Here is a 15,216-nt window from a genome sequence, read left to right on the forward strand (position 1 = left end):
AAACGGCTCTTTCATAACATTTAAAAAAGAAAGGGTGGTGTTTTATGTACCTGAACAATCTTTTTGTGTACGGCACCCTGCTGCCCGGCCTGAAAAACTACAAACGTTTTATTGAACCTCACAAGCCCAAAGTTTATGAGGCCAGGGCCAAAGGTGTCATGTATCTTGTCCCGGGCGACGGGTATCCTGTTATTCTGGACGGCGAAGGAGAGATCAAAGGCGTCCTGTATGAAACCAGGGACCTCAAGGTAATCCTGCCGGAAATCGATGAAATTGAAAAATTCACCGACGTTGAAAGCCAGAGCCTGCTGGTCCGGGAAATCCGGGATGTGGAACTGCTGGAGTCCGGCCAAACGGTGAAAGCACACCTCTACATGTGGCCGCCTTCCAAAGCACAGTGGCTCAAGGAGAATGGCGAGGTCATTCCCGACGGCGACTGGGCCAGGTTTTTGCGGGAAAACAAATAAGCTTCTGTCAGCGGGTTATCCCGCTGAAATAGGGCTTCTCACTATAAGCACGTGAAATTCTCTGTCCGGCATGGCCCGAAGGCCGCGTGGCGTGTTTTTCGGGCTGAAAACTATGTCCGTTTCACCGGCGTTTGTATCTTCCTCGCCGATCATGATTACACCGCTGCCTTTAACCACATAGAAAAACGCGTCATCCGGCATGACGTGTTTTTCTACTGTTTCACCCGGCTGCAAAAGCAGGTTCATAATCAAGAAAGCCGGCTGATCAAGCAGCTTTCTGGCCAAAAAACCCAGCGGCGTGGCAAACGTTGGTACTTCCGACATCCTGACTACTTCCATCTCACAACTCCTCAGCAAGATTTTTACTTGGTTTTAAAGGTTGGGAAAAGATTTTTTGTTTTCCGCTTCCAGCACTGCCAGCATCCTGGCGTGATAACCCGGCAGTGGTTCCTGGACAACGTTTCTTTGCGCCAGCGGCACGTCTATTCTTATATCGTCCAGTATCGCGGCCGGCCTGGCTGACAGGACGATAACCCTATGCCCGAGCAGCAGCGCATCCATGATATCGTGCGTTACCAGGACCACAGTCTGCGGGTTGGCCTGCCAGATCCTGGCCACCTGCCGCACCAGGCCCAGGCGCAGCGGCGTGTCCAGCGACTTGAAGGGCTCATCCATGAGCAAGAAGTCATGCGGGTAGGCAAAGGCCCGGCATAAGGCCAGACGCTGTTTCATGCCGCCGCTTAAAGCTTTGGGATAGCTGTCCCTGTATTCATAAAGCCCCACCATGGACAGGTATTCCTTAATCAGTTCCTGCCGCCTGGCCGGTGTCACCACATCCTGCAGCACAAAGGCAATGTTTTGGGCAACGGTTTTCCAGAGCAGCAGCCTGGGCTCCTGAAAGACATAGCTGACCCGCGCTTCCTCCGTTCCGGTAATCCTGCCGGTGTCCGGCTGTTCCAAACCCGCCATCAGCTGCAGCAGCGTGGTCTTGCCGCAGCCGGAAGGACCTATGATACAGGTTATTTTACCCTTCTCAACGCAAAGTGAAAAATCACTTAAAACCCTGGTCCGGCCCAGGGTTTTTCCTACTCGATCCAGCTTGATCATGCGATCACATCCAATGGCGCAGTCTTTTGTCAACCAGGTAAGTAAGCAGCCTGTCTGTAATCAGGCCGAGCCCGATCAAAATAAAAGTCCAGGCAAAGAGGTCCGCAGTCTCCAGGTTTATCCGCGCCAAAGCCATCCTGGCGCCAATCCCCTGTGAAACACTCAGGAACTCCGCCATAGCCACAGCTTTCCAGGTAGTGCCCAGCGCCGTGGAAACGCCGGCCAACAGGTAAGGCAGCACCTGAGGCAGGTAAATTTCCCTGAAGACACGCGGCCGGCTGATACGAAAGACAACAGACATCTGCATCAGCTGCAGGTCAATGTTTTTTACTCCCTGGACGGTATTGATGGTAATCAGAGGCAGGGTGGTTACGAAAACCACAAAAGCGGGAACCTGGCTGAAACCAAGCCAGATCATGGCCAGCAGCAGCCAGGAGATCAGCGGGACCACCTGCAGGGTTACAACCAGCGGCCTGAAAATATTTGAGAGCAGGGGGCTGACCCCTATTAACAAGCCCAGCGGCACACCGGCGGCTACCGCCAGGCCGAATCCCGTCAGGCCGCGTATAATGGACTGCCTGGCGTGCTCCCACAGCCGGCCGTCGATGGTCAGCGAAGCCACGGAACGGGCCACCTCTGAGGGGGAAGGCAGTATCACGTGGTTGTAAAAGCCTGAGGCAACCTGCCATAAGGCTATAAATATGACCAGACCGAAAAGGGGCGCCAGGCCCCTAGTCAGTGAGGAAGAACTTTTCATCAGGCAGTTTACCCCCCACCATTTCCGGTGAAATGTCCAGCAGTCTGGCCAGATATGTGTTCACATCGCCCTTTGCCTGCGCACCAGTGGCAAAAGTCAGGTGGGTGCGCTCCATACTCTTGACAAAAACAGCGGCAGGCATGCTCATGTTGGACTCCACCAGGGGAGCGGCCTCGGCGGGACTCGCCACAGTCCACTCCATGGCGTTCTTATAGGCGTTTTGAAAATCGCTTAACGCTTTGGGATAGGTGCGGGCAAATTCGTTCCGGACTACCATTCCGGCCTGGGGCAGGCGGGCGGCGCCGCCTTCAAACGCCTGCCAGTCGGTATAGAAATCCCTGGCTACCACAGCCTCGCTGTTTTTCATCAGCACCTGGGTTGTCTGGGGCTCGGGCAGGACCGCGTATTTAACTATACCGTTGATCATCAGCTGCGCAATCTCGGGGGAACTGAGGTAAGCCAGCTTGACCTCACTTGCCTGGATGTTGTTCTTATGGATAAAATACTGGGTCAGTACGTCCGGGGTTGAACCCTGGGCGCCTACATAAAGCTCTTTGCCCTTGAGATCCTGCCAGTTTTGCACCTGCTTGTCCGTGGTTACCAGAGACAAGATGCCCCAGGTGCTGACATTGGCCAGCGAAATGTCGGCCTGCTTGTTGTAGAGCTTGGCCGCCACGTTGACCGGCAGCACGGTTAAATCGGCTTCGCCTTTCACCACACGGGTGGTTGCTTCCTCCACGGACTTGTAAACAATAAGCTCAACTTTTACTCCGTTCACCTGACCGTCTTTTAAAATTTTGTACAGCGGCGCCGTGGGTGGCGCCAGAGGCGCCTGCACCACAATTTTTTCAGGTGCCGCGGCTGCCTGCTTTTTGACATTCGCATCCTTCGCCGTGCATCCTGACACCAGCAAAACCACTGCCAAAAGCGTTAAAACCAGGCTTCTTACCTCTCGCACTTAATCCACCCCTCTTTTCTAATTTTACTTGCAACTTTGAGTTATTAAAAAATCAAATTTCTTCATATATTTCTTTTTTCCTTTTTTTGACCGCGATTATAAAAAAATTGTTCATTTCAAGAAAGGATTTCTTTGGTCGTATTGAACTAAATACATGAAAAACAAGTCAAATAATAAAGGAGAAAAAATATGGAGTTGCTGGAAAGGTTTAAAGAATCAGCGGAGGTTATAAAAAATGCCAGGGCTGTGGTGATAAACACCGGAGCGGGTATGGGGGTGGACTCCGGTTTGCCGGATTTCCGCGGCGACAAGGGCTTCTGGAAAGCCTACCCCTTGTACGAACGTTTGGGCATAAGCTTTGTCGAAGCAGCCAACCCTTCTCACTTTGCCATGGACCCGGCGTTCGGCTGGGGGTTTTACGGCCACCGCGCCGCCCTCTACCACGCTGCCGAACCGCACGCCGGTTACCAATTGCTGCTTGCATGGATTGACAGACTAAAACTCGATTATTTTGTAGTCACCTCCAACGTGGACGGACATTTTCAAAAAGCGGGCTTTGCCGAAGAAAAAATATATGAGGTGCACGGTTCCATCAACTACCTGCAGTGCCTGACACCGTGCTGCGATGACATCTGGCCCAACGATGAGATTGTGCCTGTGAACCACTCCGACATGCGGGCGCAGTATATCCCGCGCTGCCCTCACTGCGGCGCTGTGGCCAGGCCGAATATACTCATGTTCGGGGACTATTCCTGGCTGAGCCTGCGGACTGACCGCCAGAACACCAACTTTATTCGTTTCCTTAACCAGCACAGGAATGACCGCCTGGCGGTAATCGAGATGGGCGCCGGCGCCGCTGTTTCAACTATCCGCAGGATGAGTGAACACCTGGGCGGCCAGCGTCTGACCATTGTGATCAGGATTAACCCCCGTGAGCCGCATATTCCAAATCCTCATATTTCAATACCATGTACGGCGCTGCAGGCACTGCAGGGGATAGACCATGCTTTGTCGGAATAAGAAAAGGATATTTTAGATTTATGTAGAATTTATAAGTTAACCTCCTGAGATAAAATTCCAGATAACTGCGGTTTAGGCCTTTAGCAGACAGCAGGAGAGAAAGGCTATATGTTAAGTATTCTTCATTTTTTAGTATCCAAAGTTTTGCAACGAGCAGAAATATTCTTGGGGGAGGTATCATGCGGCGTTTTGTAATTTTTACCCCCGGGTGCACCGAGGAGGATTTAAAAGTTTGGGAAGATGCCGGTTTTAAGCTGGTTGATGAAACAAGCTTGGATTACCCGGAGCTGAGACCGGATGTGATTTTTATCTGTGACTTCAAGGCAGGCGTGATCACCTGGCAACTGATCAGTAAACTACTGCCCAAAGTATTGATACTGACTGGCAGCTCTGAACAAACACCTGTTATCCCCGGTGAACTGGCCGATTTATTCAATTTACAGGTAATTAAAGGAGAAAATATTAGTTTTACTATCGGCAGCACCATTCAAGGCCAGGTCGTCACACCTGCCTGGGAAATCTACCGTGTAAGTGACGGGCCGCTCACCCCGCAGGAACAGCTCCAAGCACTGGCGGACTCAATTTACAGGTTTTTACTGCAAGACGTTTTTAAGGAAACGGCTGAATGGTGCGGGCACATGTCATCAGTAGTGGGACCAATGTAAAAGCACCATGGATATAAACAAATACTTAACAAATAGCACCACTAATTTTAATATATGTGGAGAGATGAACAGTGAAAATTGTGAGAGTTTTAACAAGTTTAATTTGTTTTTTAGGTTTTATTATGTTGGCAAGTCCAGCAATGGCTACCACCACATACTATTCAACCAGCCCTACTATACCTGATGGTGGTTTTCAGAAAGTCGGTAGCGTAGTAACTATTGTAGGAACAACAACAACCACTTTTAACGGTGACAGTCAGGTAGATCGCGCTGAGTTCCGGTTGCCGGCAGGCTTCTATTTTAAAACATATGATTTATCAGATGACGGCGTTAACACGCAATCCATTGACGTTGTAGTCAGCGTAGGACAAGGATTTAACAGCAGCACGTCAGAAGTCGTCACTATTACCCCTCTTGATCCAAGTTCATCAGATCCCAGCAACTTTCGCGGCTTTGAACTGGCAGTTAAAAAACCCTCCGGCGGTGATGGCAAAGTACCTCAAATCCTAATTTACATCAACAGAATTTACGTTCCGAAAGGTATTTCCGGCGCTGTAACCCTGAGAGTTGATCGTAGCGGCAACTCAGCTTTTTCAGCAGGCGCCCCTGACCCCACTATCGCCTACGTGTCAGCCAAGAGTTTAAGTCTTACTATGGAGAGAACCACCTCTTTTAATTCAGGCAATAATACAATCGGACCAATTGTCGTAACAGAGAATATGCCGGGGGCCTTTAAATGGCTAGAACTAACCCTTCCCAGCGGCTTTACCTGGGTTCCCGGCACAGTTGTAATCAACCCTGGACTGGGTCTGCGTGATATTGAGCTCAAAGATCCTACTTTTACCAGTGACCCCAGGTATGGGCAGTCGGTGATGCGGGTAGAGCCCGCTGAAGGAGCCGGGTCGTCTATTGCAGGACAATTACGGATAGAATGTGATGTTGAAGTTGATGAGAATCAAGCGGCACCCGGAAGTGTCATCGTTACAGTTGACGGTGATGCCAGTGTTAATAATAGTTCCTTAACAGTAGGGACTTTTGACCTGCAAAAATACACTGTTACGGCAGGTACGTTAAAAACGCTTTATAGCGGTTTAAAGGGCCAAAAAATCACTGACATAACCATTACAGAACTGGCGCCTGGTGCCTTACTTGAAGGCAGGACGGTTTTACTATCTCTCCCCTCCTGGGCAAAGTGGGACGTATACCCCACCGTCCAGGTTGAAGGTGTCAGTGAGTTGTCGACAAACACCGATAATGGTCAGGCGTTTCCAACGGGAAACAATGGAAACCAGGTAAAATTTTCTATTACCACGGCCAGTCAAAATGATCCGGGAAAAATTATTATCAAGGATGCTAAAGTAAATTTACAGGCAGATGCCCCGCAGGGTGAGTTAAAGATAACCGTGAGTGGTTCAGCAGGTATCTCGGCAGAATCATCAGTGGGAACTATAATGGCCCCCGTAACCCTTAACGCCTTATCTAAGCCTTCGCTGGTCCTGGGCGCCAGAGAACAAAAAGCCGGGGATATTGAGATTAAGGAAGCCGCTGGGCGTATATTTTTAGCTAAAGAATTGTGGGTTGATTTTCCGAGTAACGTTACCCTTACACATTCCCCAAACGTACAGGTAACAAACGGCAATTTAGACATTGGCGAGCCTTATTTCCCATCAGACAACAACCAACGCCTGATAATACCAATTAATACATCCAGTTCATCACCCGGAACGATCTTTATAAGTGAAATTTATTATGACATTGGAAACCTTGCGGCAGATGGCGACATAAAAATAGATGTTGGAGGACCGGCGGTAAATGAAGTAAATCAGGGAAATACTCCGTTATTCCCTTTTCATGACTGGGCAGGAAGCGTAGTTAATGCGGTGATCGGTCAAACTCCGGGCACTACTCCGGGCACCACTCCGGGCACTACTCCGGGCACTACTCCGGGCACCACTCCGGGCACTACTCCGGGCACTACTCCGGGCACCACTCCGGGCACTACTCCGGGCACCACCCCGGGCACCACCCCGGGCACCACCCCGGGCACTACCCCGGGCACTACCCCTGAAGCCAGGAATATTTTATTTTTCATCGGTGACGGGACTTATCGGGTAAATGGTGATGTTTTTATGATGGATGTCTCCCCTTATATAGATTCAGACAGGACCTTCATACCACTCCGTTTTACCGGTATCGCCCTGGGTATCCCGTCTGAAAATATTTTCTGGGACAGCGAAAAGCAGACCGCCCTGTTAATCTTTAAAGGCACAACCCTCAGAGTCACCCTGGGAGAAAATGCTATTTATAAAAATGACACCCGGGTGGAAATCGACGTTGCCCCACAGCTTTATAACGACCGGATTATGCTGCCGATAAGAGCAGTTGCTACCGCTTTTGGCGCCACTGTAGACTGGGATGCGCCAAACCAGATGATAAAGATCGTTATATAAAAAACTGAAAAAAGCTAAGAACCCCCGACAATTCGGGGGTTTCATTTATTCCCGCACCCACAAATCCACCAGCTGAAAATGGTTTGCATCCACCAATCCCATGTCAGTAATTCTTAATTCTGGTATGACCGGAAGTGCGAGAAAAGACATGGTCATAAAAGGCGATGGCAGGGTACAACCCAGTTTTTTTGCGGCCTTGTGCAGCTCCGCGTGCTGCGCCGCCACATTGCGGGCGTCCTGGTCGGATATCAAACCGGCCAGCGGCAGGGGCAACGCGGCCAGCACTTTCCCGCCGGACACGGCAGCCAGCCCGCCGCCTGTTGCGGCAATTGTCCTAGCGGCCAGTTCCATGTCCCCGGCGGACTGGCCAACAATAATCAGGTTATGGCTGTCATGCGCCACGGTAGAAGCGATTGCGCCGTTTTCCAACCTGAAACCTCTGACTAGGCCCACAGCCACGTTGCCGTTTTTACCGTGCCGCTCCACCACCGCCACCCTGGCGATATCATGCGCAGCAGTAAGTTCAGCCGGCCTCACAAAAACACACCTGGTGAGAATCTGGTCCGGCAACACCTCTATCACCCTGGCCAGATTTTTGCCGGCAGGAACATCCAATTCAAAGCGGCCTCTCAACTCAGGCAGGCAGACTGTATTGCGCACACTTTTGTCCTCAGGCGCGGGCAGGCCGGCAAGGAGTTTGTTGTCCCGGGCGACCAACACCCCTTCTTTAAAAACCATTTCCGCCTGGAAATCGGCCAGGTTGGGTAAAACAACCAGGTCAGCCCGGTAACCCGGCGCCACCGCCCCTAACCCGGGCAGGTTATAATGCCGGGCCGGGTTGATTGTAGCCATTTGCACGGCCATAACCGGATCCAGGCCATATGAGACCGCTTTACGCAAAACGAAGTCAATTTCCCCTTCATTAACCAGATCAGCAGGACTGCGGTCATCGCAGCCAAATAGTATGTTGGGACAGTTCTTCTCAGTAACGATAGGAAGAATCGAAATAAGGTTCCTGGCGGCAGACCCCTCCCGCATAATGATTTTCATGCCCAGGCGAAGTTTTTCCAGCGCTTCCGCAGCGCTGACACTCTCGTGTTCGCTGGTTATACCGGTACTAATATAGGCGTTGAGATCCCTGCCGCTCAGCTGCGGCGCATGGCCGTCAATCACAAGCCGGCTCTCGCGGGCAGCCCTGATCTTACCCAAAACGGCCTGGTCTTTCAGGCAGACACCCGGGTAATTCATCATTTCAGCAAGACCCGGGGAACGGGGGTGCTTTTTGAAAAAAGAATCTATCTCCACCTTGCTGACCGAGGCGCCTGCAGTTTCCAGGTTAGTTGCCGGCACACAGGAAGGCATCATATAAAATATATCCAACGGCAGACCGCTTGAAGCCTTAATCATATAATCAAGTCCGGCCAGGCCGGCCACATTGACAATCTCATGCGGGTCAGCTACAACCGTCGTTACACCGTGCGGCACAACTTCCGCGGCAAAAGCGGCCGGTGTAAGCATGGAGCTTTCAATATGGATGTGGGCGTCGATCAAGCCTGGAATAAGGTATCTCCCCGCTAGATCAAAGGTCTCTTCACCCCGGTCATAATAACCAACTCCGGCGACGACACCATCCTTAACCGCCACACTTTGTTTCAGGATCTCACCGGTAAAAACGTTTACCACCAGGGCGTCTTTTAATAAGATATCGGCCGGTGCTTTACCCCTGGCCACATCAATTACGCTTTCAATACACATCTGCGGCACCTTTCCCCTGTGCAATTTTTCCGCAATTCGCCATCCAGGCTCAATTTGGAGCTGGCTCAAAATAAGTTGGGGACATACCCTGTGTCTACCTAGGGAACCGGCGTTTTATAGTGAAAAACGGCAAGGATACCGGAATCCAGCCGGACAACCGGTTCGGCTTGGGTTATAATGTTGGAAACTGCCCACTGCCAGTTGCCCTCAAGAGTAGCTTTATTCAGAGGATATTTGAACCCGTGCAGGTCCACCCCCGATACCCTGCTGCCCATGGCTATAAGTGATACCGTATCCCCGGGGCTGCCGGGGATAACAAGTTGTTTTTTAACCAGGTACACCGTCATATCTGGAGAATCAAAGACAATATCGATGCCCCGCTCCAGAAAAAAAGACGCGCTGAAAATATTGGAGAGGTTGTGGTCCAGCCTTGAACCGGTGCCGCCCCATACGACTATATTCCTGCCGCCCTCCCTTGCAGCAAGCTCCAGGGCCAGCTGCGTATCGGTAAAGTCTTTCTCCGGCGGGTGCACTTCAAAGCAAACCCCAGCGTCTTCCATGAACTTGCGGTCAGGTTCACTTATGGAGTCCATATCACCCACTATCCAATGCGGTATGATGCCCAGCTCACGTGCCCGCCCGGCGCCGCCGTCAACACAGATCAGCCTTTCAAAAAGGCCGACCCTGCTTCTGTACCAGTCCAGGTTACCGTATGCGCCGTTGGTAATAACCAAAAACTTCATCTCAAAAACCTCCCGCTGCCGGGATTTTACCCAAACAAACATTGATTATACCTTTTAGATGGCCAGAGCTTCCATTACCGCGTCACGGATCACCCCATATACCGGGTCAACGATCGTTCGTCCATGTGACGGCCTGCAGAAAGGGATTTTAATCTCAAGCTTAACGACTGTGGGACATTCCGACAGCACATATATCCTGTCGCACAGGTAAAGAGCCTCGTCCACATCATGGGTTATGAACATTACAGTCGGGTTGATCTGGTTAAACACATCAATCAGCCAGGACTGCATTTTTCTTTTGGTTATTGCGTCTAAAGAAGCGAAGGGCTCGTCCAGCAGCAGGATGTCGCTTGAAAAAAGATAAGTCCTCAGCATTGCCGCCCTCTGCCGCATACCGCCGGACAGCTGCCTGGGATAATATTTTTCAAAACCGGCCAGGCCAAATTGTTTAAAATGCTCTAAGGCCTGGTCACAGGCCTTTTTCCTGGGCAGGCCTTTCAGTACCAGCGGAATGCTGACGTTTTCAAGGATGTTAAGGGAAGGCAGCAGCAAATCCTTCTGACGCATGTAACTGACCCGGCCGGTTTTGCCCGTGACATCATGGCCGTCAATGAAAACACACCCTTGGTCCGGGCGCATCAACCCTGAGATGATGTTAAAGAGCGTGCTCTTGCCGCAGCCGCTCGGACCAAGGATGCCGACGAAATCTTTGTCGGCGGCATTTACATTTATTTCTCCCAGGGTCAGCAGGCCGCCCAGGGTTTTGCTGATCCCCTCAACCACTATCTCCGGCAATATTATTTACTCCTTGGGCAAAAATTCATTAGTAAAGGCCTGTTGGTAGTCAAGTGGTTTTTCAATAAGGCCCTGGCCGTACATCCAGTCAGCATATTTCTGCCACCTCGACTCGGTCATTTGGCCCCATACCGGGGCGTCAGCCTTGTATTCCCTGGCCAGATAAGCCTGGCTGGCCAGCACCAGGTCCTTGTTCAGCTCGGGAACACTGTCCAGCAGGACCTGGCCGGTTTCCTTCGGCTCGCGGATACAATCGGCATACCCTTTGGCTGTCGCTTTCATAAATGCGGCAACCAGCGCCGGGTTGTTTTTCACAGTCTCATCACTGGCAATCAGCAGTGGCGTGTAGAAATCAAGCGCATCGTTATAATCCCTGAGGCGAATGAAGTTGAGGGGGATACCCCTTTGTTCCGATTCTATGCCTGTCCATCCCCAGAAGATCCAGGTAAAATCAACATCTTTTTTAATGCTGGCAAAGAAGTCCGCTGTCCCTATGTTGATCATAGCAACTTTTTTGAAGTCGGCCTTTTCCTGATTCATCAGCGCTTTGATCATTTCCTCCTCGGCTGGCGAACCCCAACCCCCATATTTTTTGCCCTCAAAATCTTTGGGGCTCTTGATGCCCTTCTCCACCGGCGAGGCGAATCCTGAAGTATTGTGCTGAATAACCGCCGCCAGAGCCTTTACCGGCACACCGGTAGTGCGCGCGATAGTAACTTCCTCCTGATAGCTGAAACCAAAATCGCCCTGGCCTGCCGCCACCAACTGGGCGGCGCCCCCTTCGCTGGGCTGGATGATTTCCACATCAAGTCCCTGTTCCTTGTAGTAGCCGCGCTTCTGCGCCACGTATACCCCGGTGTGGTTGGTATTAGGCGTCCAGTCAAGAAGCACCGTGACCTTTTTGAGCTGCTCCTGTTTTGGCCCGGTCTCTTTTGCGGCATTGCAGCCTGTTAAAAGAAGCAGCAAAGACCACAACAACACGACAGCAAATAAACATTTTCTCATAAATACAATCCCCCTCTAAAAATACAATCTATATATAAGCTCTTACTTTTCGGTAAACCTGTTCCACGGAATTACGATCCTTTCAATAAAACTTACCAGCGCAAACAGCGCGGCGCTTAAAACCGTGACCGCCAGGATGGCCGCGAAAACGCGGTCGACCTGAAACGAACGCTGGGATAGTGTCATATAAGTGCCCAGGCCTTGTTTTGCCCCCAGCCATTCACCTATCACCGCGCCCATGACACTGTAGGCCGCGGAAATCCTGAGACCGGAAAAAAAGGCGGGCATAGCCAGCGGCAGTTTGACCATGCGAAAAACATGAAGCCTCTTGGCCTGCATCGACCTGAAAAGCTCAAGATAGTCACTGTCGACCGCCGCCAGACCACCCAGCAGGCTTATTGCAATTGGGAAGAAACAAACCAGGACCACAACAATGATCTTAGGAAGCATCCCGTAACCGAACCAGATGATAAAGAGCGGGGCGACTGAAATGATGGGTATTGTCTGTGAGGCTACAATTAAAGGGTAGACAGCATTCTTGAATAATGCGATTTCATCCATCAAAAAAGCAACGACAAAAGAAAAAACTATAGCCACGATAAAGCCCGCCAGGCACTCAAGCAAAGTGCTCTGGGCGTGCCTCGCTATTAATGGCGCGTTTTCCGCAAGTGTGCGCACAATTTGCAACGGCCCCGGCAGGATCCAATCCGGGATGGATTTTAGCTTTACAAGATACTCCCACAGCACCAGGAGTATAAGAATAAAAACAACCGGTACAATACGATCAGCAGTATTTATGTACTTTTTCATCAATTGTGACACCACCGGCCTTATAGTCTATCTTTACCACCGAAATAATCCGCGTAGCCCCGTTTTCCAGGCAGATTTCCTGCGCCTTTGCAACTATCTCCAGCAAAAAGCGCAGTTCTCCTTCCATAGTTGTCTCCATAGGACCGACAATATATTTGACCCCGGACTCCCTGATCATATCGATCACCTTGTCCACGACCGGGTACAGGTCCTCTTCAGGAACATTGGGAACTACCTGCAGGCTGACATTACAGATCATAATTTTCACCTCTAATCTTCTATCTTCGGTAGCTGGGCGCCTGGCTCTTAAACACATTGACAGGATTTATTGTCAATTTGTTTATGTTCATCGGTTAGCTGCATAATTTCCAGGTTAAGCTAAAAGGCCTTCATCCGCTGGGAATAAAGGCCTTGATGCGCAAACTTACGCATACTCTTCATCCCTACGCTGGCATTACCCAGATCAGGTCAGTGGGTCAGAACAAGTTCTTTCTCAGCCGAATTTCTTCAGCTCCCCTGTACGGTATTATATTGTCGTTTTAACAGTTAAAGCACCTGCCTATAGAATATATGCTTTGACATAATTTTGCAATATTATTTAATTAAAAACACTGACGCCCTTTAAAGAACGACTGATTTGACCGCTTCAACCAGCTGATGCTCATCCGGAATATAAAACTGTTCCAGCGGCGGGCTGAAAGGAACCGGAATATCCGGCCCGGTTACCCTTTTAACCGGGGCTTTGAGGTAACTGAAAGCCTCATCGACCGCCAGGGCTGCAATTTCACCGCCAAAACCACCGGTTCGCGTGGCCTCGTGCAGGATCACCAGCCGCCCAGTTTTTTTGAGGGATGTAATGATGGCTTCTTTGTCCAGAGGGAGGAGCGTCCGCAAATCAAGAATTTCAACTTCTATACCCTCTTTGCTCAGGATGGCGGCTGCTTTAAAGGCAACACCAAGCATCTTGGACCAGGTAACCACGGTCACGTCACGCCCCGGCCTTTTGATATCCGCGACACCAATGGGGATGGTATACTCACCCTCCGGCACAGGCGTGGGAAAGAAGTAAAGCCCCATATCTTCAATGAACACCACCGGGTTGTCATCACGGATGGCTGACTTTAAAAGGCCCTTAGCGTCCGCGGCGGTGCCGGGCATGACAACTTTCAGCCCCGGACAATGCGCGGCCCATGCTTCAAGGTTGTGCGAGTGCTGGCAGCCGGCGCCAAAACCAGCCCCGGTCTTGACCCTGACCACCATGGGAAAGGAGCTTTTGCCGCCGGACAGGTAGCGCAGTTTGGCGGCGTGGTTGACAATCTGGTCTGAGGCCAAAGTAAAGAACGGGTTGAACATCACTTCCACCACCGGCCTTAAGCCCAGCACTGAAGCTCCTACCGCCAACCCGGCGATAGCCGCCTCGGAAACAGGGGTGTCCTTTACCCGGTCCGGTCCAAACTCCCGCAGGAGTCCGAAAGTCGGCATTACTGGTGACTCGTGGATACCCACTCCTATGCCTTCGCCGGCAAGGAAAACATTTGGGTCCCTCTGCATCTCTTCAGCCAGGGCCTGGCGAACGGCTTGTCCCATTGTAATCTGCTGCATGGCTGTTCTCCTTTCCTTACACGTAGACGTCGTCCAGCGCTTCCAGGGGAGCCGGCCAGGGGCTTTCCTCCGCGAAGCGGACTGCGTCTTCCACTATTTTGGCAATCGACTCTTCCAGTTCTGATATTTCCTGATTGGATATTGCACCAGCCGCAAGCAGTTCCCGCTCGATCTTCTTAACCGGGCAGCGCTCCATCCACCGCGCTATTTCATCTTTTGGCTGGTAGGCCTGGTGGTCGGCCTCACCGTGGCCGCGCCAGCGGTAAGTCTTGCACTCAATCAGGGTCGGCCCCTCGCCGGCCAGGCAACGCAGCCTGGCCTCAGTCGTGGCCTTAAACACAGCTTCTGCGTCGTTGCCGTCCACCACTACCCCCGGCATGGCATAACCTGCCGCGCGGGCCGCTATGTCCTTCACCTTAGTGTGCTCCTCCATACGCTGGGCGCCCGAATAGACATTGTTTTCACAGACAAAAATAACAGGCAGGTTCCAGAGGGCAGCCATGTTCAGAGATTCATGAAAACTCCCTTCGTCCGCCGCACCATTGCCGAAAAAGCAGACTGTTACCTGCCTTCTTTTCTTATACTGCTGGGCAAAGGCGGTCCCCACTGCGATAGGAATGCCGCCGCCCACCACGGTTGTGGTACAAAGGGCGTTCACTTCCGGTACGGCTATGTGCAGAGTGCCGCTTTTCCCTTTATTGCAGCCTGTCTTTTTCCCGAAGATTTCCGCCATGACTGTGTTGGGTTCGGCCCCTTTGGCCAGCAGGTGGCCATGGCTGCGGTGATTGCTGATAATCACGTCATCTTTTTCAAGAGCGGCGCAGGTTCCGGCGGCAACCGCTTCCTGACCGGTGCAGAGGATGACCATCCCGGGCAGCTTCCGTTCGATCCTGCACAGCTCGGTAAGCTTCTCCTCAAAATGTCTGATTAACAGCATGCTGCGGTACAACTCGATCTTTTTCTTGTTTTCCATAAACTGCTTCCCTCCCCGAAGCGGGCTTTTTGCCTAATATTAAGATACCACGCGTTTTAGTTAATACCTTGTAGGCCTAGCGAAAATAAAAATAGCAGCAAAAAGGCAA

16 protein-coding genes and 1 riboswitch are annotated in these 15,216 nt (G+C 51.3%); of the genes, 4 read left to right on the forward strand and 12 right to left on the reverse strand.

The window, feature by feature from the left end; all coding sequences use genetic code 11:
- The first annotated feature begins 44 nt into the window (after positions 1 to 44).
- Positions 45 to 467, forward strand: coding sequence for a gamma-glutamylcyclotransferase family protein (locus tag Pmgp_RS06395; protein WP_134213149.1), 423 nt, complete (start codon positions 45 to 47; stop codon positions 465 to 467).
- 15 nt (positions 468 to 482) lie between these two features.
- Here Pmgp_RS06395 and Pmgp_RS06400 read toward each other — a convergent pair whose 3' ends face one another.
- From Pmgp_RS06400 to Pmgp_RS06415, 4 genes are read right to left on the reverse strand one after another with little or no spacing between them, the layout of a single operon-like run.
- Positions 483 to 806 carry a cupin domain-containing protein gene (locus Pmgp_RS06400; protein WP_134213150.1) on the reverse strand — a complete coding sequence of 108 codons (324 nt, stop codon included), beginning with the start codon at positions 804 to 806 and terminating at the stop codon, positions 483 to 485.
- Positions 807 to 839: 33 nt separating this feature from the next.
- A complete protein-coding gene (locus Pmgp_RS06405; protein ID WP_134213151.1) occupies positions 840 to 1,574 on the reverse strand; it encodes an ABC transporter ATP-binding protein in 735 nt (244 codons plus the stop codon).
- 4 nt (positions 1,575 to 1,578) lie between these two features.
- Positions 1,579 to 2,331 carry an ABC transporter permease gene (locus Pmgp_RS06410; protein WP_134213152.1) on the reverse strand — a complete coding sequence of 251 codons (753 nt, stop codon included), beginning with the start codon at positions 2,329 to 2,331 and terminating at the stop codon, positions 1,579 to 1,581.
- On the reverse strand, positions 2,306 to 3,289 hold the full coding sequence (locus Pmgp_RS06415; protein WP_134213153.1) for an ABC transporter substrate-binding protein: 984 nt from the start codon (positions 3,287 to 3,289) through the stop codon (positions 2,306 to 2,308). Before Pmgp_RS06415 ends, Pmgp_RS06410 begins: the two co-directional genes overlap by 26 nt.
- Positions 3,290 to 3,478: 189 nt before the next feature.
- Between Pmgp_RS06415 and Pmgp_RS06420 the strand changes: the two genes are divergently transcribed.
- From Pmgp_RS06420 to Pmgp_RS06430, 3 genes are all read left to right on the forward strand, one after another.
- Positions 3,479 to 4,309: an SIR2 family NAD-dependent protein deacylase gene (locus Pmgp_RS06420; RefSeq protein ID WP_134213154.1), complete on the forward strand. Its 831-nt coding sequence runs from the start codon at positions 3,479 to 3,481 to the stop codon at positions 4,307 to 4,309.
- A gap of 179 nt (positions 4,310 to 4,488) precedes the next feature.
- The gene (locus tag Pmgp_RS06425) at positions 4,489 to 4,974 is read left to right on the forward strand and encodes a hypothetical protein (RefSeq protein WP_134213155.1); all 486 of its coding nucleotides are present in this window, start codon (positions 4,489 to 4,491) and stop codon (positions 4,972 to 4,974) included.
- A gap of 140 nt (positions 4,975 to 5,114) precedes the next feature.
- The gene (locus Pmgp_RS06430; protein WP_192902819.1) at positions 5,115 to 7,424 is read left to right on the forward strand and encodes a copper amine oxidase N-terminal domain-containing protein; all 2,310 of its coding nucleotides are present in this window, start codon (positions 5,115 to 5,117) and stop codon (positions 7,422 to 7,424) included.
- 45 nt (positions 7,425 to 7,469) lie between these two features.
- Here Pmgp_RS06430 and ade read toward each other — a convergent pair whose 3' ends face one another.
- From ade to Pmgp_RS06470, 8 genes are all read right to left on the reverse strand, one after another.
- On the reverse strand, positions 7,470 to 9,179 hold the full coding sequence (gene ade / locus Pmgp_RS06435) for an adenine deaminase (protein WP_134213209.1): 1,710 nt from the start codon (positions 9,177 to 9,179) through the stop codon (positions 7,470 to 7,472).
- A 98-nt stretch (positions 9,180 to 9,277) separates the two neighbouring features.
- On the reverse strand, positions 9,278 to 9,922 hold the full coding sequence (locus tag Pmgp_RS06440; RefSeq protein ID WP_134213157.1) for a thiamine diphosphokinase: 645 nt from the start codon (positions 9,920 to 9,922) through the stop codon (positions 9,278 to 9,280).
- 54 nt (positions 9,923 to 9,976) lie between these two features.
- Positions 9,977 to 10,717 (reverse strand): ABC transporter ATP-binding protein, encoded by a 741-nt coding sequence (locus Pmgp_RS06445; protein WP_192902820.1) that lies wholly within the window; start codon positions 10,715 to 10,717, stop codon positions 9,977 to 9,979.
- Between the two features lie 6 nt (positions 10,718 to 10,723).
- On the reverse strand, positions 10,724 to 11,722 hold the full coding sequence (locus Pmgp_RS06450) for an ABC transporter substrate-binding protein (RefSeq protein ID WP_134213159.1): 999 nt from the start codon (positions 11,720 to 11,722) through the stop codon (positions 10,724 to 10,726).
- A 42-nt stretch (positions 11,723 to 11,764) separates the two neighbouring features.
- Entirely contained in the window at positions 11,765 to 12,532 is a 768-nt protein-coding gene (locus Pmgp_RS06455; protein WP_134213160.1) for an ABC transporter permease, read from the reverse strand.
- Positions 12,507 to 12,791, reverse strand: coding sequence for a thiamine-binding protein (locus Pmgp_RS06460; protein ID WP_427910016.1), 285 nt, complete (start codon positions 12,789 to 12,791; stop codon positions 12,507 to 12,509). The genes Pmgp_RS06455 and Pmgp_RS06460 overlap by 26 nt, the downstream gene beginning before the upstream one ends.
- A gap of 164 nt (positions 12,792 to 12,955) precedes the next feature.
- Positions 12,956 to 13,060: riboswitch (TPP riboswitch) on the reverse strand.
- A gap of 93 nt (positions 13,061 to 13,153) precedes the next feature.
- Complete coding sequence (locus Pmgp_RS06465) at positions 13,154 to 14,134, reverse strand: alpha-ketoacid dehydrogenase subunit beta (RefSeq protein ID WP_134213161.1); 981 nt, start codon at positions 14,132 to 14,134, stop codon at positions 13,154 to 13,156.
- A gap of 16 nt (positions 14,135 to 14,150) precedes the next feature.
- On the reverse strand, positions 14,151 to 15,107 hold the full coding sequence (locus Pmgp_RS06470) for a thiamine pyrophosphate-dependent dehydrogenase E1 component subunit alpha (RefSeq protein WP_134213162.1): 957 nt from the start codon (positions 15,105 to 15,107) through the stop codon (positions 14,151 to 14,153).
- Positions 15,108 to 15,216: the final 109 nt, after the last annotated feature.

The organism is Pelotomaculum propionicicum, assembly GCF_004369225.1.
Classification (GTDB): domain Bacteria; phylum Bacillota; class Desulfotomaculia; order Desulfotomaculales; family Pelotomaculaceae; genus Pelotomaculum_B; species Pelotomaculum_B propionicicum.